The organism is Paenibacillus sp. UMB7766-LJ446, assembly GCF_030226665.1.
Taxonomy (GTDB): Bacteria; Bacillota; Bacilli; order Paenibacillales; family Paenibacillaceae; genus Paenibacillus; species Paenibacillus vandeheii.
In genome coordinates, this window is record NZ_JASOYM010000006.1 from 373,425 (window position 1) to 395,938 (window position 22,514).

A 22,514-nucleotide genomic window follows, 5' to 3' on the forward strand; every position below is an offset into this window, starting at 1 on the left:
TAACCCCTCCTCAAACTGTTGTGTTGTTAGAAACCTGGTCACAAACAGCCGATATCATAGCGACGTACAGTTCGGTAATCTCTTGTATTGTTTGCTCACGTATTCTGGAGTTGCCGATAAATTGAATGGTTAGTCCTTCTTCATTTTCTTGTGCTAACAATGTAATATCGTATTTTTGATACAAGGAACTGGACGATTTCCATGTATATAAAATACTGGCTTCTCCATCTGGATAATGCATCTCAAAGTCATGTTTGTTTGACTTCGAATCATGTCTTTTTTCATAGAGATAGCTCACCAATTCCTCCAAGCTTTCAAATTCAGGCAAGTGAATATCACAATGCACGATAGAATCTTCGGAAACCCCCAAATCAATGGAGATATTCTCCAATTGAGCATACTGATTCAGTATATATACCCAAACAGCAAACGTAATATCTTGAATATCCACAGCCATGCCTTTAGCCATTTCATTCAAAATGCTTACTTTCTCCTCGGCCAAAATCACCCGATACATTGCTCCATCCGATAATCCCATAGCGACAAGGTCGCTTCCCAAAGTAACTCTGCTTGCCACATTGGTTAGGGACTTTTCCTTACCCGTAACTGTGTCATCCAGATATTGAGCCAATTCTCGAATGGTTGGATAAGTGAAATAATCCGTAATCGTCAACAATCCCGAGAATGCTTCATTTAGTGTGGCATGCAACTGTATTAGCAGGAGCGAGTTACCACCAACCTCAAAGAAGTTGTCGTGTCTACTTATATGATGATGTCTTAATACAATATTCCATGCATCAAACAAAACAGCCTCCGTTTGGTTCAAGGACTCATTCTCCATTTGACGATCAATCAAACCCGTAAGATCCTCACGTAAGGACAATTCCAACTTATCAATCTTCCCATTAGCCGTTCGAGGGAATTCATTCAGGAATATCACATCTTCGGGTGTCATAAATGGAGGTAATTTCTGAGCAAGTTCTTTCTTTAATTGTGAATCTTCTATTGGTTGGCTCGCATCCATGATGACATAAAGAACAAGACGTTGGCTGTCATCGGTTTTCTTCATTACTGCAGCAGCTTGTGTAACACAGTCCATCTGCATTGCACTGCGTTCAATCTCTTCAAGTTCAACCCGATACCCCCTGATTTTCACCTGATTGTCAGTTCTACCCCAATATTCCAGTGTACCATCTGATAACCATCTCCCCCGGTCACCCGAACGATACAATAATTGATTTGGCAATTCGGTTACATGAACAAAACGTTGACTCGTTTTTACATCGTCATTCAAATAACCTTTGGAAAGGCCCTTTCCTGTTACATACAGTTCTCCAGGTACTCCAATGGGTACTATTCTTTCATGGTTATCCAGGATATAAACTTCCATGTTGTCGATAGGTTTTCCAATGCGAATTTGTGTATCTTCTGCCTTGAATTCATGAACTGTAGTACAAACACTGCATTCGGTTGGCCCATATTCATTAAACAACCTCACGTCAGGGAATAATGCAAAATGATTGTTTACGAGATGCGCATGAACTGATTCTCCAGCTACAGTTACCGATTTAAGATAATTGAAATCCGGCTTAGTTTCCAATATAGCGGCATACATACTAGGTACCATCAGAAAATGAGTAATTTTATGTCGTTCTGCAATTTTGGTTAGTGCTGTAACATCCAATCGATCCTTCGACGACATTAATGTCAACGTTGCTCCTGACAATAATGCACAGAAAATATCTTCTACAGAACTATCAAAGGATAAAGAAGGTACTTGAAGTGTATTATCACCTAATCCAAACGAATAATGGTTTATTCTCCATTTCAGCGTATTAAAAATGGCTGCATGGCTTACTTTTACTCCCTTTGGATTTCCTGTTGATCCAGAAGTATAGATGACATAGGCTAATGCTTCGGTGTCCGGATAACTTCCAGAGAGAGTCTCCGATACATAATCGTATTCGATATCCTGCACGTTAAAGCGCTGTCCTTGAAAATCTGCAAGCATCTTTGTGCTGGTTTGATTATCCGTCATCAACACATCCGTCATGCTATCATCCAGCATGTATTGCAGACGCTGATCGGGATATTCGGGATCTAATGGCAAGTAAGCTGCTCCCGTTTGAAGCACCGCCAGAATCGAGATAATCATTTCTGAGGAACGCTCCATCATCACACCCACAATCGTTCCTGCTTCAGCTCCTTTTAAAGCAAGCGCTCCGGCCACCGTCTGAGTACGCCGATGTAATTCGGAATACGTAAGTTGAATGTCATCGTGAATTAATGCAACAGCCTCTGGCGTCTGCTCACACTGCTGTTCAAACCAGTGATAGAGTGTCATTGGTTGGGTTTCTTTCCCACTAGAAAGAATATCCACATTCAAATGTCTCTTTTCATGATCTGCAAGCATATTTAAATGTGCTATAGGCGCAATGGGCTGTTCAATAACATCAAGCATTAAATTCATAAAATGCGTCGAGAGACGTTTAATCGTTTGTTCTTCGAAAAGATCAGTACTGTATTCAAAACAGAACGAGATCTGTTCATTTTCTTCCCAAGCAAACAGTGTCAAATCAAATTTTGAACTTCCCATTTCTGGACTTATGGGTACAATCGTTATGGAGTCTTGAATTGCAAGGCCCCCATCATCATAATTTTGCAAAGCAAACATAACATCAAAAATGGGGTTACGCGAAGTATCTCTCTCCACATGGAGACGTTCAACCAATTGTTCAAAAGGAACATCCTGGTACTCTAACATCTGAACAGTATTTTTTTTGACTGCTTCTATCAGTTGTGTAAAGGTCATTTCTCCTGTAAGTGCAAGACGAAGTACCGTCGTATTTACGAACATCCCTATAAGGCCTTCCAATTCCTGCTGCTTTCTTCCAGCTAGAGGTGTCCCTATTAAAATATCTTCTTGTTGAGTGTAGCGGTACAGGGTCGATCCAAAGAGGCTAATCAGTCCCATATATAATGTAATTCCGTTCCGTTTACACAACTGTGAAAACTGGGATGATACTGACGAATCTACCTCGAATCGAAAAGCTGATCCTTTGAAGCTTTTTACAATTGGCCTTGGAAAATCTGTCGGAAAAGCAAGAACAGGCAGTTCTCCAGACAATTGTTCCAACCAATACTTCTCCTGTTGAGCATAGGTTTCCGTTTGTAAAAACGCTTCCTGCCATACGGAATAATCTCGATATTGAATGCTAAGTGGAGGAAGTTCATGTTTTGCATTGTAAAAACTCACAAAGTCACGGATGAAATATTCCATAGAAATGCCATCAAAAATAATATGATGGAAATCATATTTTATTTCATGGCGCTCAATTCCCAATCGGACCACTCTTGTTCTAAATAATGGCGCAGCAGACAAATCGAACGGTTGTACATATTCAGAGATATCCAACGCCGAGTTGCACCATTCCAAAAGTGGTTGAACACGATCTGGATCATGAACAATTTGTACCAAACCATCCTGTTCTGTAAAATGAAAACTGGTTCGTAAAATTTCGTGTCGTTCAATCATTTTTCTCAAGGCAAACTCGAACTTTTCCTTCTCTAAGTTACCTTCAATAACAAAGCTTTCAACGATGTTATAAACGGTTCCATTATTGAATTGTTGAAGAAAATATAATCTCACTTGTGCAGATGTCAACGGGTAATGACCTTGGTTCTCGACAGGTTTAATTGCTGGAATAACTGGTTTTTGGCGGCTCACAACAAGTTCCGATAACATCTCAATCGTTGGATTGGCAAAGAACGATTCCAAACTAATCTCAACTTCGAATTTCTTTTTGATTCTGGAAAGGAGCATGATTGCTTTAAGCGAGTGCCCCCCTAGATCAAAGAAATTATCATTGATGCTTATCTCCGAAATATTTAATAAAGGAGCCCACATTTCAGATAATGCTGTTGTCAACGTATCCATACGTTCTGGATCAGAGATATCTGTGCTTTCCTTCGTTTTAAGATTGGTGGAAATCTGTTTTCTGGCGAGAGCTTTACGATCCACTTTTCCATTTAAAGTGTACGGAATTTCATCCATAATATATATTTGGTCCGGTATCATGTACCGGGGTAAATACAATTGCAACTCTTCTTCAACGTTTTTCAGTACATCGGGAGAGTTCGATTTAGTCGGTACTACACAAGCTATTAATGCATATCCACCAATAGAATCATTCTCAACGAATACTACTGACTCCTTAATATTTGGGTTCTGATTCAAATAATGCTCCACTTCGCCTAGTTCAATCCGATATCCTCTTACTTTGACCTGGGTATCTATCCTACCCACATATGCAAGATTGCCATCCGGCATTAACTTGGCCAAATCCCCCGTTCTATACATCCATTCTCCGTTTTCAAATGGATTTGGAATGAAGCGCTCTCTTGTGAGTTCTTCTTTTCCAATATACCCCATCCCAACTCCCAATCCGGAGATATACAATTCTCCAATCACGCTTAAAGGACAAGGATTGAGATACTTATCCAAAACATAGACTTTTGTATTGTCCGCTGGCACACCTATAGAAACGAATGGTGAATCGTAATCAGACTCCAACTCACAGATCATGCAACCTACGGTTGTTTCGGTTGGACCATATTCGTTATATATTTTGATTGTACCCTTACCATATATCGACTCAATATCACGAGCTAGCTTGGTTTCCAGAGCTTCTCCCCCGACAATGAAACGTTTAATGCGATTGCCCTCAAGTTCCATTTCTTTCATTAGCCGCAGATGGGACGGAGTTAATTTGATAATATCGACCAAGTTATCCTGAATGATCCGTTTGAGAGACTCCTCGGGTGGATCGTTGTATACGACAATGCTATTTCCTGTGATCAATGGTGTAAATAAAGTGGTAATCGTCAAATCAAAAGCGATTGAAGAATATAAAGGGAAGGCGATATCCTTTTCTCCGCTTACATACACCTTGGCAGCCCATAAAGAATAATTCAACAATGACCGGTGACTAATCATTACGCCTTTGGGTTGTCCAGTAGAACCTGATGTATAAATGATGTACGCTGGTTCGAGAATGTTAATTTCGGGTATAGCATCACACTGAGTTTCCACGAAAGGTTCCAATTCTGAATTTACAATCAAGTTGAATTTGCACTCACCTACTAATTTCTCAACAGGTTTATCGCTAATTAATGCAAAACATTGACTATCTTCCAAAATGTAACTGATTCTCTCTTCAGGATACATTGGATCTATTGGTAAATAGGCTGCTCCCGTTTGAAGCACCGCCAAAATACTTGCAATCAATGCAGAGGATCTTTCCATCATGATGCCGACAATTTTCCCAGCACTAGCGCCCCTCATTACCAAATGATTGGTTAAAGCATCAGCTTGCTGCATCAGTTCCCTGTAATTCCATGTTTCATTTCCTTCTCGTATTGCAATTCGTTCAGGATTTATCCTTGCCTGCTCTCTAATCAGATGATGTATTGGTCTCTCGAATGATAATGAAACTTCGTTACGGTTCAATTCGTAGATTTGCCAATTTTGCTCATCTGTAGAAAGAAGGCTATATGTTTTGATACATTCATCAGGTTTTTGCGCAATACGATCTAAAAGTTCAATAAAATGATTGGCTAATCTCTCTATAGTGCTTTGAGCAAATAACTGCGTGTTATATTCAAAGCAAATTGTCATGCTATCTTGATGTTCTGTTAACTCCAATGAAAGATCCATCTTTGAAGTTTTATTTTCGAATGCTACAGGTTTGATCGTCATCTCTTCGACTACGGTATCAAAGTCTTCCTTAAACTGATGCATAATGACCATGGTATTAAATATAGGATTCTGATTGTTCATCCGATCAAATGAAATATTTTCTACCAGTTGGTGGAATGGATAGCTCTTATGCTCATATACATTCACCACGTTTTCCTTCACCTGATCTAGCAACTTCGAGAATGTAACCTCGGGATCAACGTTTTGCCGAATAGGTATGGCATTAATCATCGGTCCCATAACCATATCCAGATTGCTATCATCGCGTATAGATGAAGTTGTTCCTACGATAAATTCCTGATCTCCTGAATATTTGTTCAATAATACATAGTAAGCAGCAAGGATATTCATAAACATCGTGGTCTCATTTTTCTTGGAAAGCTGTTTAAGCATGTGTACGGTCTCGCCTTTGATCTCCTTGAAACATACGGAGCCTGTGAACGTTTGATGTTCGCTACGATCATAATCATAAGGTAAAGACAATTGGGGAAGAACTCCACCCATGTATTTCATCCAAAAATCCTTCAAATGGACGTACTCGGAGCTATTCGTATGCTCTTTCTCCCAATATGCAAAGTCTTTGTATTGGATCGTTTTTTCTGGAACATCTGTGCCATTATAAAAATCAAATATTTCTTGAACTAAAATCTCGAAGGTTCGTCCATCTGCGATAATATGGTGCATGTCAAACAGTACATAGAACCAATCTTTATCCAACTCGACCACACTTACCTTGAATAGCGGAGCATTCGCCAAATCGAAGGGCTTCACAAATGAATCAATGAAAGATTGAAGCTTATCATAGTTAAGCTGATGCCAGTCTAAACTGAACTTGGTAATATCCAAGATACGCTGAACAGGTTCGTAATCATGCACCTCAAACTTGGTTCGGAGTATTTCATTCTTCTGAATTATTCTTTCCAAGGCCATATCCAACCGCTGACGATCCAAAGCACCTTTTATTTCAATGATCCCTGGCATATTGTATGCCGTACTATCAGGATGGGCTGAGTGTAAGGTGAATAGTCTCTCTTGGACCAGCGATAATGGATAGAACGCTGCCACAGGAGCCGGCAATATTGGGGTATTCTGCTCCTTTTCGCTGTCATCAATAAACTTGGCCAAATGATACAGCTCAGGTGTCGCAAACAATTGTTTAATCGATACATTTGTCTGAAATTGTTTATATATTTGACCGCTCAATACAGCTGCACTTAGAGAATGTCCACCCCGCTCAAAGAAGTGATCCTCTCTGCCTACGGTTTCGATATCCAGTACATTCTTCCATATCGTTCCAAGCACTTTCTCGGTATTTGTTATGAGTTCTGAACGCCCATTATCCGAAACTTCTGATTTCACCAACGGGTATAACGCCTTTTTATCTAACTTTCCATTGGCATTTGTGGGGAAAGACTCTAACAATGTAAAGCTTTTAGGTTGCATATATGATGGAAGTTTTCCTTTAATTCCCTTTTCAAGCTCCATCAATGCAGAGTTATCTTTCATAACAAGGAACGCAAAAAGTTCCTCATTCTGATGTAATACCACCGCTTCATTAACCTGGCTATGCTGTTGAAGAACCCATTCAATTTCGTTGAGTTCAACTCGATTACCCCGGACCTTGACTTGTGAATCTATGCGTTTAATAAATACAATGTTACCGTCAGCGAGCCACATCGCTAAATCACCGGTTTTGTACAATGATTCACCTGATACAAATGGCGAAGGCATGAAGACCCTGTCAGATTCCGCAGGTTTTCCGATATACCCTTTAGCCAGTTTGTCTCCACTAAAGCAGAGTTCACCTATGACCCCAACAGGCAAAATTTCATTGTTCGGCCCAAGAATGTATGCACCAACGTTTTTGATAGGCTTACCTATAGGGATGGCGTTCCCCGGTAAGTCTGATGTCTCAACCACGTTATAAGCCGTTACCTCAATGCAGCATTCTGTTGGTCCATAACAATTAATAATGTTTGGCGCATTTTGTCTAAAATTTTCTCGAATCTCATGAACTAAAGATTCCTTTAAAGGCTCTCCCCCAATTAAAAGTAATTCTAAATGGGAATTCTGAAATAAATGAGGAGGACAAGACATTAATATGCGAATATGTGTAGGTGTACAATTCAACATATGAACTTCGTTATCCCCTAAGTATTCCATTAATAATCTACCGTCTCGTTGAGTTTCTTCAGATATGACAATGAGGGTATGTCCGTTAAACAAACCATAGAATACAGCTTCCAAAAAAGCATCAAAAAAGTAAGGTGCAATCAAACCAATATGTTTAGGCTCTTCGTATGAAACAACATATTTACCATAAGCACTAGTGTGATGTATTAACATCTGATGTTCAAACAAAATGCCCTTCGGCTCTCCTGTAGTTCCAGATGTGTATATAATGCATGCACCTTGATGAACAGGAACAGAGGGGAATTCTTGATTTTTTTCACAAGCAAACTGTATTACATCCTCTATGATTAGGATCTTAGATTCAAATTGCTCCGTTTTGGAGACCATTTTTGCCGAGACAAGAGCCATTCTAGCCCCACTATCTTTATACATGTATTCCACTCTTCCTGCTGGAGATGACGGGTCAATGGGTAAGAAAACGCCACCCGCTTTAAGTATCCCCAACAAACTGGAAACGGTATTAACAGATCGTTCACAGATACAAGCAACTACCTCTCCTGGTCTCAAGCCTTGAGCCAGCAAAGCATAAGCGATATGATCTGAGCGTTCAGCCAGCTGTTCGTAAGTTAATGCTTCATTTGAATCTTGTACGGCTCTCCGCTGAGAAAACCTAAGAGCATACTTCTCAAACAACTTATGTAGTGGTAATTCTGGTTCCTCCACTATTTTTCTTTCGTTGAACACATATGCTATTTGTGTATGTTCTTCCTGCGATAACATTGACAGTTCACTTATTCTGACGTCCGATGAACCTTTAAGTGAATTACAAAGTAGTTGTTCATAATGACGCAACATCGCTCGCACTTGCTCTTCACTAAAATCGGCTTGATAAGCTGCGCTTATTGCGAATTCATCCAACGCGCTACTCATCCAAAGAACGATCGGATACTGTTGTGAGAGACTATTTATGCTGTTGCTTCCATGAAGAGGTTCATAGCCGATAATTACGTTGTACAGTGTGTCCATTGGCTGATTATTTTTTTCAACGAATGGAGGAATTGACGCATGTTCATACAAAGTATCCAGTTTACTTTTGGCCTCGATCAACATTTCTTTTAAACTAGTCTCGGCCTTCCATTCTTGAAAGTAAGGTAACGTCAGGCTCACTTGAGGGATTCTGTAATTAGATTTCATATTAGGAATACCAACGGCGGTACGTCTACTTCTTGTATACTGACCAAACATCGTATTCCATATGGTTAGAAGATAAGTAAATATTAATGAATCATTATGTTTACATTTTTGTTTCAAAAGCTCGACTGTCTGTTGATCCATTGTTCTTCGAACCAATCCTTGTCCTTCTGACAAGGCATACGGGTGTACTCGCATGGTTATATCCGTAGCTGGATATGATTCGTTCCCCAGCACGTTATCCCAAAACTGTTTTGCTTCATCTACGTTCTTTTCAGTAGGCACCATTATCACTCGCTTTCTCCCATTTGATTAGTCGTCGACAATCATATTGCCGACGACTGTTACATTACAGTAGGTCAGTTGATCAAAAATCAAACTCGAATTGCTGCGTATTCCATTCGCCTTCACTCTCGTTCTGCTGCTTAATTTTAATCTGATTCAATTTAATATCATGATCATCTCGAACCTGGCTCGCAATCTCAACAAAAGTTTCAACTACATATTGGACCATATCCTTGCTGAATTGGGAGGTATCATATTCGACCTGAATTTCCGTCCCTGTAGGGCTCTCCAAGATTCCAAATGTAAGATCCATCATGGCGCTGCCATCATCCATAGTCTCATTAGCGACGATCTTCAATTCGTCAATATAGAACACAGAAGGCCGACACACTTCATAAGCAAACATGAAACGGAATAAAGGTGATCGTCCCGGAACAGTAGCAATCCCAAGCTCTTCCACCAACTTATCCAACGGATAGAGCTGATGTTTCAATGCCTCCTGCATAATCATTTTTATTTGATTCAAATAGTCATTATAGTTCATACTTCCATGTGGCTTGCTGCGTACAGGTAATGTATTAACAAACATGCCCATGGTATCGGAAAATTCCTGCTCCACCCTGCCTGAGACTGGTGTTCCTACAACGATATCCTCAGATCCCCATAGCAAATGCAAGGTACATTTGTATAAGGTAAGCAGTACATTAAATAAGGTTGTTTTCTTGTCGTTTGATAAAGCTGTCAAGTCTTCGAGGAGGGATTGGGGCAGGCTATATGAAACCGCTCCGCCTCTAAAGGACTGAACATGAGTATTTGTATTCAAGGCAATGGTAGGCTTAAAATCGCTGAAGGTCGTAAGCCAATAGTTTTTGTCAATGTCCAACATTTGTCGCTTGTAACGATCCGTTTCCCAATTCACATAATCATGATACTGGTATTCAATGGATGGCAATGTTTCTCCCCTAAGCAACGCCACCAGCTCACGTTCCAAAATCCCCATAGAGATTCCATCACTGATCAGATGGTGAATATTTATAACCAATACATGATGATGATTCTCTATCCGTATTACTGCTACCGAGAAGAGTGGTTCTTCCCCAACAACATCGAAAGGCTGCAAAAACTGAGCCATCAACTGATCTCGCGTTTCGATTGTCGAATCAAACCAGTATAAAAAATTATCGTAATCTCCCATAAACTGCACAGGCATGCCTTTGTGATATCCAAAACGGTAACGCAATACGGAATGCCGCTCTATGATTGTTTTGAGAGCAGATTCAAGGCGTGAAAAATCAAATGCCCCAAACAAATCGAACTTACTTACAATGTTATACGACATCCCGATGTTAGGATGTTGACTCAGTAGAAATATTCTGTTTTGGGCTAAAGATAATGGATACCGAGCTCCGGTAATTACATTCGTCGCTATAAGATTCTCTCTGTTCCTTCTGGACGATTTAGCAACTTCATTTGATAACGAAGCAATCGTTGGATTATCAAATACATCTTTGATTGTGAAGTAGATCTGATATTCCTTCTGCAAGAAATCCGCCAACTGCATAGCTTGTAACGAATTTCCGCCTAATTCAAAGAAATCATCCTCAATCCCGAATCCCTGCTTCTCCAAGAGATCAGACCAATAAACGGATATCTTCATTTCCATTTCGTTCCTTGGTAGAGTTATGGGATTCGCTTCCATACATTCGGCTAACTCAATCAGCTTTCGACGATCTATTTTCCCGTTTAATGTAAGGGGAAAGGTATTTAGATGTACGTATTTATAGGGCACACTATAAGAAGGAAGTTTTTGGTTAAGGTGACTTTTCAGCTCCTCGATTGGCAGCTGGCTCTGCGAAACATAAAAAGCACACAAGTAGTTATTTGGGTGTTCTCCCAAGGACAGAACCGAAGCTTCGTCAATATCAGGATACGTCATTAAATTTTCTTCAACGTCTGATAACTCTATGCGGTATCCTCTTATTTTCACTTGATCGTCAATTCTACCAACATACTCAAGCTCCTTCGCAGACGACATACGCATTAAATCTCCGGACCTGTACATTTTTTGGTTCGCAGCGAATGGGTTGTCCAGGAACCTCTCTTGGTTCAGTTCTTCTCGGTTCAAATAACCTCTTGCCACACCTGCTCCACCCACATAAAGTTCGCCTATTCCACCTTGTGGAGAAAGCTGTCCATCTTTATTCAGCAAATACGTGCTTAGAGTAGGAATTGGTCTTCCAACACTCCGATTATCCTTAGCCATCTCCTCATGTCGAAGTTCCTTATATGTTGTAAAAATGGTTGTTTCCGTGATCCCGTAAATATTTAAGATATTTATTTCGGGATAAGCTTCATGAAAAGCAAGCAATCTTATCGGGTGAACCGCTTCTGCTGAAGAAATAACATATCTCAAAGGCAGATCCACGTCTTGCTCCAAAATGACCTTAATTAATGCATACAATGCTCCCGGGGTCTGGTTAAGCACGGTTACCTTCTCCCGAATTAGCAACTCCAAAAATTCACGATTATCGTACACAGCCTCGTTTGGAACAATGACCAATCTGGCACCTTTTAGAAGAGCCCCGTACATTTCCCATACTGAGTAATCAAAGCTCAATGCATGAAAAAGGGTCCAGACTTCCTGCTCATGAAATGGGAAGAACGGCGCTTCATTCTCAAACAATCTAACGATATTGGCGTGCGTGATCATAACTCCTTTAGGCTTGCCTGTAGTTCCAGATGTATAGATTAGGTATGCGAGATGTTCAGGTGTAAGGGCTATCCCCGGATTTGTTGTATCTCCGGTCTCATAGATCTCAACCAGATCACTCAAGCTTATTTTCTTTCCGGATGTATCGAGTGCATCCCATACGTCAGATGGTAAGTCAGCGATAACAAATTCTGCTCCGCAATCTTCCATAATGTAACGAATCAAATCATCGGAATACTTCGTATTAATGGGGACATATGCTGCCCCGACCTTTAGGATGGCTAATATGCTGACGATCGCATGGATAGATCTGTCCATATGCAAGGCAACGAAATGCCCAGCAGATACGCCCCTGTTTAGTAAAGCATTGGCCACTTGGTTGCTACGTTCATTCAGTTGACGATACGTAAGCGCTTCTACTTGATCGTTAACAGCAATATGGTCAGGTACTGTTGCAACCTGTTGTTCAAAAAGATGCTGAATCGTCTTGCCAACAGGGAATTCCATCTGTGTACGATCAAACGCATGGATGATCTCGTCCACCTCTACTTGTCTCATAAAGTTAAGATTAGCAATTTTCTCATGAGGCTTTGACAAGATATCTGCAATTAAATGAACGAGATATTCACCGTGTTTTTCAATCGTATTTTTTGTATACAGACTGCTATTAAACTCAAGTTTAATTAACATGTCATCTGTATGTTCGAACACTTCGATCAGTAAGTCGAATTTGGCATCACCGCTCGGAACGACGTGTTCAACAATATCATCATGTTCATTCATTTGATTGTCTGCATGTGTCCTATTTTGCATAATAAACATGACGTCAAAAATAGGATTGCGGGATCGCTCCCTCTTGATTGAGAGATCGTCAACAAGCTGATCAAACGGATAATCCTGGTGTTCAAGATCATTCATTAATGAATCCGTTACTTCATTCAAAAAATCGGTAAATGTCTTCCCACCAGATGGGTAATTCCTTAAAGCGATGGTGTTTACAAATAAGCCCACACTTTCTTCAAAGCCGGGCTGAGTCCGTCCTGACACAGCTGTACCCAATAATACATCTTCTTGTCCGTTATACTTGTATATCATCACGTTATAAGCGGCCAGCAATACACTAAATAAGGTCGCGTCTTGACCCTTCGCCAATTCTCGAAGTGAAGCAGTCATCGCAGCGTTCAGTTCAATCCAAACAGTCTCGGCTTTTCCATCTTGTTCCGATGTTCTTGAGTAGTCAGGTAATAAAGTAAAATCTGTTCGTTCAGCCTCTAGTTTTCCATACCAGTACGCCTGATCGTCCCGAGATTTCTGCGATTTCATATAACTTTCAAACCATAAGGCATAATATTTATAAGAGCTGTAATTTGCTTCTACAGGCTTGCCATCATATAAAAGAATGAATTGATTGATTAAATTCAAGTTTGATATGCCATCAGTTATGATATGATGCATATCAATAAATAAGTCAAAGCACTCTTCGGTTACTTCAAAAACAGAGACTCGCAGCAAAGGAGCATCATTCAAATCAAAACTTGTTATCCATTCGTCATCAGCTGGCTCAGATTGCCACACATGTACATTGAAATTCCACTCCTGCAATATGCTTGCCATGATGGTCCCATCCTCGACCGAAAAGCGTGTTCTTAGAATCTCGTGTTCTTTCAACAAACGATGAAAACAAGTCCGAAGCCTACTAGTATCCAACGGTTTATTAATCCTAAATTTCCCAGAGATATTGTACTTTGTACTGTTCATGTTCATTTGGTGCATTAGGAACATACGTGTCTGAGCAGGTGTCAACGAATATTGCGTAGACGTTGCTTCAAACATCGGTTCGAGTTCTTCAACAGAGGAACCCTGAACAAGTTTGTGTTTGATTAATTTTGCAAAATCGGCGGGTGTAGGATATAGAAATAACTCTTTGAGTGTTGCATTGATTCCCATTTCTTTTTTCAACTTAGAAATGAAGTTAGCCGCATATAGAGAATGCCCTCCAAGCTCGAAAAAGTGATCCTGTGGCCCAATGCCCTCAAACTTAAAAATCCCCTCCCATAGATGAATGATTTTCATCACTTCAGGATCTCGAGTAACTTGTTCTGAACTACCACCCGTTACATTCATTCGCTCTAGTAGATGATGTTCCACCTTACCACGATCAGAGAGAGGAAACTCCTCTAAAAAGACTATTTTTGTTGGCACCATATAAGGAGGTAAAGTCCGTGAGGCCCATAGTTTCAAGTCATGGTCCAATATCTTTTTCCCCTCAGTTACAACAACAACAACAAATGCACATAGAAATTTTCGATCTTCGGTATCTTTCAATAAGACAGCGACTTCTTCTATAGCATTATGAGATAACAGACATTTTTCGATTTCTTCCAATTCAATTCGATAACCATGCAGCTTTACCATTCGATCGTTACGGCCTAAAAAATCAATATAACCGCTCGATAACCATTTAGCTTGGTCTCCTGTACGATACATGTGTTCATTATGCAAAAAAGGATTCGGCACAAATCTGGACCGGCTCATATCCGGCAAGCGTATATAACCCGTGGAGAGGCCCTCTCCTCCAATTACGAGTTCTCCTGAAATGCCAACTGGCTGCAAACGATCATATTTGTCCAGAATATATGCCGTTTTATTCATCATTGGTTTACCGATAGGCGTAGTTTGCCAACTCTTGATCTCATTCAGGTTTACTTTGTAGTACGTTGCATCCACACAACATTCCGTTGGACCATATACATTAAATACTTCCAGATCTTCCTGCCCGTATAATTGAAACAAGTCCTCCAGCAACTGATGAGGCACCTTTTCACCACCAATTAATAAGCGGCGCAAAAATCGTGGTTGTTTGTTTTCAAAAAGAACAGATCTGATATAACTAGGACTGCCATTCATCATTTGAATTGCATGATTATCAAGGAAGTGAAGTAATTGCTCCTGATTCAAACGTTCTTCGTTTGTCGCAACGAATAGGGTGTGACCAAGCAATAAAGAACCGAAAATCTCCTCTATGGATTGGTCGAAGAAAAATGGCGCAAGCTGAGCCACATTTAGTTTCTTCTCAAAGGGTGCATATATTTCAAGAGATAGACCTCTTACTAGGTTGATAATACTCTTATGCTGCATCTCAACCCCTTTGGGCCTTCCTGTTGTTCCGGAAGTGTAGATAATGTAAGCTCCGTCATCAGACAGAACTGGATAAGTTAAAGCGCTCGGTTTTTGGTCCGAATCGGAAAGGGAAGCTTTGTCAATAAACAGACAGTTCATTCCTTCATAATTCCTGTCTTGTGCTTCCCATAGTTTCTTCTCCGAAAGCAATAATTGAATACCGCTATCCTGCATAATATATAGATTTCGATCTTCAGGCGCTTCCGGATCCAAAGGAACATAACGTAAGTTAGATCTTAATATTGCCAGAGCACCAATGATGAACCATTCATTACGATCAAACAACAAACCCACTGCCGTTCCCTTAGGCAACCCCATTGAAATCATTTCATTGGAGAGATTGGTTGATTCCCTTAGAAGTTCTCTATAGGTCATAGTCCGTTGTATACTGACTACAGCAGTTTCATTAGGATGAGCATTAGCCTGTTGTTCAAACATATGAAAAACGGATGAGAACTCCGGCATGCTAGTAAGCTCCTGCCTACTCAATAACTTCCCTTTTTCCTCAGCAGTCAACATATCAAAATCTCTGATCAATTCCGTTTTTTGGTCAGCTACCAATTGGACAATTCGAAGGAAGTGGCCTTTAAACAAGTTGAGCAACTCCGAATCATAACGGTTATGATCATAAATAATGGATAGCTCAGCATGGTTAGTATATATATCAAATATCATTTCTAATGGATAGTGTGATTTTGAAGCAAATGTCACATTACTCACATTCATTCCTGTAATTTGATCGTTCAGATCATAAGAAAGTTGATCCTCAGCAGGAATATCCCCATGATTATTAAAAATTAAGATGTGATCAATTAAATCCTGAGAAATTTCGCTTTCCCCCTGGATTTGGTGCAGCGGATAATATGAAAACTCTCTCGATTTGAACATGTCATTTTGAATGTTTCTAAGCAAATCTACCAGAGTTGTATTTGAGGTTGATATCACTCGCATTGGAATCGTGTTTAAGAATACCCCTAAGGCATGTTCGATATTCTCAATTCCGGGATCTCTAAGTGAAGTGACCAATCCGTATACAACGTCCTCCGAATTAGCGTATCGTTGTAACATCATTGCCCATATTCCTTGGAACACTACGTTAATCGTTACACGATATGCAGCAGCAACGGTTTTTAAGTTCTTGAACAATTCTGGATCAACTACAAGTTTCAATTCTTTATACTCGGATATAACATCTTGATAATTTCTCTTTGGAATTGAATAATTGGAATCGTAATTGGCCAAATAAGAATTCCAATAATCGGATGCTCCCATCCAATCTTGCTCATTCAACCATTGAATGAAATGGGCATCTGGCATACCCAACAGCTGGATATCCGTTCCACGGGCATGCAACACATTGTCATAATTAACCAAAAGATCCCTCAACAAAATTTTGAAGGAATAACCATCAATGAGTATATGATGATAACTGCAAATCAGTTTAAATGAGTTGTCGCTAGTCGAGAGGATAGAAAATCGTATGGGCGCTTCTTCTGATACCACAAAAGGCTTTGTACGGTCTTCAACCAGCAGCTTACATAAGAGGTTTTCAACATCGTCTCCCTCCAGTTTGGAAGCATCCATGTGATTCACTCTTGTGAATCCTTCCTTCCTGATTATCCTTACCACTTGATCAAGATCTTCATGTAAGAAAGTAGTTCGCATTACTTCACACCGTTTCGTGATGCCGTGCAAAGCCTCTATAAATTTATCGTATTGGAACAGTCCCTCGATCTGAACAACAAACTGTTCAATATATGTCCCATCAGGAGTTCATCGTTAATAAGATGGAACATCAATCCTGCCTGTATTGGGGGGACAACATCTATTCTTTGAACATCACTCATGGATGTGAACCTCCCATTTTTTTATTTTCTTGAATGATATGTTCCACCTGTTGCAATTGCTCATTATTTAATTGACCATATTGATAATGACTTCTCCGCTTGCTGGAAGGCACTTTTTTGCCAGTATCTACGCTAGGTATCGTACTCCGTCCAATACTGTTTTTGCTCGCAATGAGACTTTTAATGGTAGAGCGTTGGAATATATCTTTCACATCAATCTCATAATCTTTTTTCTTCAATAGTGCTACAACACGCATAGCTTTGATAGAATCTCCACCGAGTGAGAAAAAGTCATCAGAAATACTGATTTCATCACGGGCAAGAACCTGCTTCCAGACTTCAGCGACTAATATTTCTTCCTCACTTTGGGGAAGAACGTTCTCTTCCTCCACATAAAATTGCCGCAAATCCATTTTTTTTGCTGCACCCCGATCAATTTTGCCACTTGTGTTGAGGGGGATATCATCAACGAGAACAATGTTCCTTGGAACCATATACCGTGGTAACTGCCGATATAATATTTCACGAATATAGTCTTTGTTAAGAGGTGGTTGAACAACAATTAGGGCGTGCAACACTGCATCTGATCCTTCCTGGAATTCACCTTCGAACACAACGGTTTTCACAACTCCCTCAATCGCACGGATGAAAGCTTCTATTTCCTCCAACTCGATGCGATATCCAGAAATTTTCACTTGATTATCTTTTCTTCCGAGGTATTCAAGCGATCCATCGGACCGTATGACTCCAAGATCTCCAGTTCTAAAGACCTTTCCTTGTTGTTGTCGCAGGTCAGAAGGAAGGTAAATAAATTTTTCGTTCGTTAGTTGCTCTCTGTTCAAGTAACCTCTCGAAACTCCACCTCCACCAATTACAATTTCACCTTGAATGTAAGGGGGCAAAGGTCTGAGTTTTTCATCTACCACATAGATCATTTCGCCGGGTAATGGGTCCCCGATCGGTATAAAATCACGCTTATTCTGCTCCACATCCAGTAACGCCGACCAGATTGTTGTCTCCGTAGGGCCATAAGCATTTACGATTCTTGCATCCGTAATATGGCGGAGCTTGTGGAACATTTCCACTGGAAATGCTTCTCCGCCAATAATGATTGTTGTCAGAGATTTTAAAAATTCGTGTGATGATGAATCATTTATAATATGTTGTAGCCGAGAAGGAGTGGTTTGAAAATAATTAATGGGTCTCATCTTCTCCTTATGAACTTGAAGCTTCTCGTATTCTTTGAAACTCTTCATCCTTAATTCGTTTAATCGTTCTAACCCTTCCAAGACTTTTACAGAATCAATTCCAAAATCAATCAGGCTTGCAATTTCATTGACTCCGATATGAACAAGCTCGTCTACCATGACTCGACATGTCTCTACCGTTCCAAACAATGCTGCTTTATTCCAATATCGTTCAAAAGCAAATTCATACATTTCATCTTCTGACTCAATGTTAAAATCCTCGTGGAGTTTATCAATCAATCTTTGAACAAGTCCGGCACTAGAACGCAAATAGTTACAAAACGGCTCTTTAACTATTTTCTTTACTTCCTCAAGTTCATCACCCAAGTAAGTATGGATCATCAGAGTTACCTTGCCTGTATCTGGAGAAAACCCCGATTCCAACAGGGATTTCCTGTAAATATCGATATTACTCCTTAACGTTTCCAAGTCTTGTCCTAGTAGATGTGTAAGTACGTTAGCACCTATTTGCCCAGCCTTCTGAAATGTATCTGGATTTCCTGCAGATGTGATCCAGATCGGCAAGTTTTCCTGAACAGGCTTGGGATATACACGCAGTGATGTGGTTTGACCTAATCCATTGATTCTACTAATCTCTCCACCACACCATAATGTTTTGACTTCTTTTATTTGTTTGTACATGTGTTCCTCTTTGTTCTCAAATCGTTCCGGTGCCAAGCTAAAATCGTCTACATGCCATCCTGATGCAAAAGATACTCCTACTCGACCAGAGGAAAGCTGGTCAATCATGGCCCAGTCTTCAGCGATATGCAAACTGTCTTGTAAAGGGGAGACAATGCTGCCCGCTCGAATATGGATTTTTTGAGTGACAGCTGCTATAGCAGCACTGGTTATCGCAGGATTAGGAAACTTCCCACCGAACTCATGAAAGTGACGTTCAGGCGTCCATACTGCTTCAAAATCATGTTTATCTGCAAAAATGGAAGATTCAAGTAACAATTGATACTCGTTTTCAGGCTGCTTATCCCGATTGGCATTACCAAAAAAGTAGAGGCTGAAATCTAGTTTGCGGGACGTATTTAAGTAAGCGTCGTAACTTTCTAATTGTTCATGGTCATCTACTTTTAATACAACCTGTATCCCGTTACATAAAGTCCATAACAACTCCAGAACGGAAATGTCAAATGAAACGGTCGTAACCGATAGTAAAGCATCCTTCGTACTCGGTTTAAAGTAATCATTTAAACTCTCAAAAAACTGAATAACGTTTCGGTGCTCGACCATAACGCCTTTTGGTTTTCCTGTTGAACCAGACGTATAGATGACATAAGCTAGTGAGCTGGCATCATGGATTCTTGAATCCATGATTATAGAACTCGAACTCGAAGAAGAATGCCAGTCTTCTAATGTAATAAGCCTCATGGGGAAGTCATAATTTTCAGGGATTGTATCCGTTACCAAGGCGATCATACCACTATCCTCAACAAGGTATTGAATGCGCTCTTCGGGCAATGTCGGGTCAATTGGTACATAAGCTGCACCGGCTCTTAGCACACCCAAAATAGCAATAATTAACTCAGCCGAACGTGGTAAACATATTCCTACCCTGTCATCTGCTCTAATATCCAATTGATTGTGAAGAAAGTTAGCAAATGAATCGACCCTTACTTTTAATTCTGCGTAGGTAAGAATATGGTTCTTATATACCAACGCTACATCCCCTGATTTCTCCACGCAAATTTCATCGAAGATTGTATCTAGTGTCTTCTCCTTGTAAGCACGAATCGACTCTAGGTCTGATAAAGGTTTCTGATCCAGATTCTCTGCTGTCACATCAGGTAAATACCAGAGCTTCTCCAACTTCATCTGAGGGTTGCTCAACATCCGGTTTAATATATGGATAAACTGATCTGATAATCCTTTTATGAATTCATCTTCAAAAATCTCTCTATTGTAGCTGAAATTAAACTCAACATCTCTTTCCGATGGCGTAACCGTTAGTGTAATATCGTATGGATTAGTCTCATGAACCTCATAATTCAGGATAGAAATGTTATGATTTTTCTCCATACTTTCTATATTCATAGGGTAGTTTTCAATGACCACAACGGTGTCAAACAAACGATTTATCTTCCCAAAACCTGACCATTCATGAATTCGAGTCAAAGGTGTGTGTTCAAATGCAATGCCATCATGGAAGCGACCGGCACACTCCTGTAATACCTGCTGTACATTAGCATCAGAACTGTGTTTGAACCTAAAAGGGATTGTATTGATAAAAAGTCCTATTGTTTCATCAATAGCTTCGACTTCCATATTTCTTCCGGAAACAGCCACCCCAAACAGCACATCTTCACTTTGTGCATATTTCTGAAGCAAGATTCCCCATGTAGAATAAACAGCCATGGCCAGTGTACTTTGAATGGTAGAAATGTTATGCATAATCGAATCTTTATTATTTTCGCCAAGATTGATTTTGTAGTTTGTGAAGGAATCTATATTCTGATTATGTTTCTTAAACAAAGAGGTCTTAACTGCTCCATCTAAATAGCTCGTCCAGTAAACGCTTTCTGAATGACTGCTCGTATGTCTTAAGGCTTCAATGAACTGGCTGTATTTTGCTTTTTCTTGAACTACGGAATAGGTGTCGTCTTTTAACAGATGTTTATATATTTCTAACCATTGCTCCATAAAGAGCATATTGGACCAACCATCCATCAGAATATGATGAAATGCGACGACGATATGCCATTCTTCCTCACAGGTTTTTAACAGACCTATATGAAGAGGAGCATGCATAATATCAATTTTTTCGCGCAATGACCCTAATAGTTCATCAACACCTTGTGGATCTTGAGAACCGAGTTGGTCACTCCATACATTGGTGAAATGGAACGGCACATGATACTCCTTTAACACTATACGTATAGGTCTTTCTATTTTTCCCCATCGAAAAACGGTTCTCAACGTGTCATTTTGAACTGTTACATGATCTAATGCCCTGCGAAGAATCTCTTCGTCTAGGAATGTAGCTTTGATGTGATAATGGTATATTACATGATGCTGCTGTGGATTAATCATATGCTCAAAAAGCATCCCTTCTTGCAGAGGGGATAGATCTGTGACCGCTTCCACATTTTGCTTGGAAATCTTCATGTCCATGTCGAAACACCTACATTATTTTTCATTTTAGGCTGTATCAACCTAGATTCAGCACTCTTTCTACTATCTCTCGACTTTCGAAGGTCTCGTGTAATATTGATTCGTTTGAGCCAACGATCTCTGCCCGCATATTTGGGGCTGAATGGTTTTCTTCCATGGACAGCACGATAATTATCAACAAACAACATGTCTCCCGGTTTCAGTGTAATATCCATAATTGAATCTTCTATCTGGGATACGATATGTGCCATAGCTTCTCTGGCTAAGTCATCTTTCTCATCTATAACTCCCATAAAAAACGGGTCTAGCCTTATATAGGGAGAGTCGTAGTTACCGAATAAAATAGACAAAGGCTGCTTCGATGAATAATTAGCTTCAAATTGATCAAAAATCTCTGATGAATCTTGTCCCACATTATTTTTGCTAAAGTGAGATTCATCAGGCAAAATATAAAATCTCGGCTCAAACAAAACATTCTTGTACTTCTTTTCCAGATTTAACATATCTATAGATGCATAAGTTGTTGCAACTGAATCCGGATTCCGTAAACAAAACAAACCGAGATAATCAGCCCGATATTCATGAAAGGCTTCTTCTGTATGCCACCAAAGTAACGAATTACTCCCTGAGCCCAACTGCTCATTCTCATCTCCCTTTACAGGAAGTATATTGTGAATGTAATATCCTTGTTGCTGGGTCCCCCATCCAAACAAATCTCCTAGAATTGACCCACATAACGAAAAAAAGATTTCTACCTTTCGTGTCAATTTAGGATCTGGCCGTTCTCTCCAATGGGAGGGTGTCAGACCGATATCATCATCATTAACTGGGAATCCGGATATAACGAGATGAGATTGTTGTTCCGATTGTTTAAAATCGATTAATTTCTTCTTTAGTTCAGAAGGTAAATTATATCCCCATAGAGCTGCCTCCATTAAGTAACGGTCCGTCTCAAGATCCGTGTCTGCGGGAATAGATTCAACGAGTTCATAGATCTCATTGAGCTCACTAGCCGAAAGAACATACCTGTTCATTGTTAT

General features: G+C 40.0%; 4 protein-coding genes. All 4 read right to left on the reverse strand.

The window, feature by feature from the left end; translation table 11 throughout:
- Positions 1-10 precede the first annotated feature (10 nt).
- The 4 genes from QP794_RS17770 to gntD all read right to left on the reverse strand — a co-directional run bounded on the left by QP794_RS17770 (position 11) and on the right by gntD (position 22,508).
- Positions 11-9,370, reverse strand: coding sequence for a non-ribosomal peptide synthetase (locus tag QP794_RS17770; RefSeq protein ID WP_285078296.1), 9,360 nt, complete (start codon positions 9,368-9,370; stop codon positions 11-13).
- Positions 9,371-9,449: 79 nt separating this feature from the next.
- The gene (locus tag QP794_RS17775) at positions 9,450-17,012 is read right to left on the reverse strand and encodes a non-ribosomal peptide synthetase (protein ID WP_285078320.1); all 7,563 of its coding nucleotides are present in this window, start codon (positions 17,010-17,012) and stop codon (positions 9,450-9,452) included.
- An 88-nt stretch (positions 17,013-17,100) separates the two neighbouring features.
- The gene (locus tag QP794_RS17780; protein WP_285078297.1) at positions 17,101-21,474 is read right to left on the reverse strand and encodes a MupA/Atu3671 family FMN-dependent luciferase-like monooxygenase; all 4,374 of its coding nucleotides are present in this window, start codon (positions 21,472-21,474) and stop codon (positions 17,101-17,103) included.
- Positions 21,465-22,508, reverse strand: a complete 1,044-nt coding sequence (gene gntD, locus QP794_RS17785) for a guanitoxin biosynthesis L-enduracididine beta-hydroxylase GntD (protein ID WP_285078298.1) — start codon at positions 22,506-22,508, stop codon at positions 21,465-21,467. The genes QP794_RS17780 and gntD overlap by 10 nt, the downstream gene beginning before the upstream one ends.
- Positions 22,509-22,514: the final 6 nt, after the last annotated feature.

What these genes read in the sequence shown, in the direction of transcription:
- QP794_RS17770 (WP_285078296.1), bottom strand. Translation starts at nt 9,370, where the DNA reads ATGGTGCCTACTGAAAAGAACGTAGATGAAGCAAAACAGTTTTGGGAT.
- QP794_RS17780 (WP_285078297.1), bottom strand. Translation starts at nt 21,474, where the DNA reads ATGGACATGAAGATTTCCAAGCAAAATGTGGAAGCGGTCACAGATCTA.
- gntD (WP_285078298.1), bottom strand. Translation starts at nt 22,508, where the DNA reads ATGAACAGGTATGTTCTTTCGGCTAGTGAGCTCAATGAGATCTATGAA.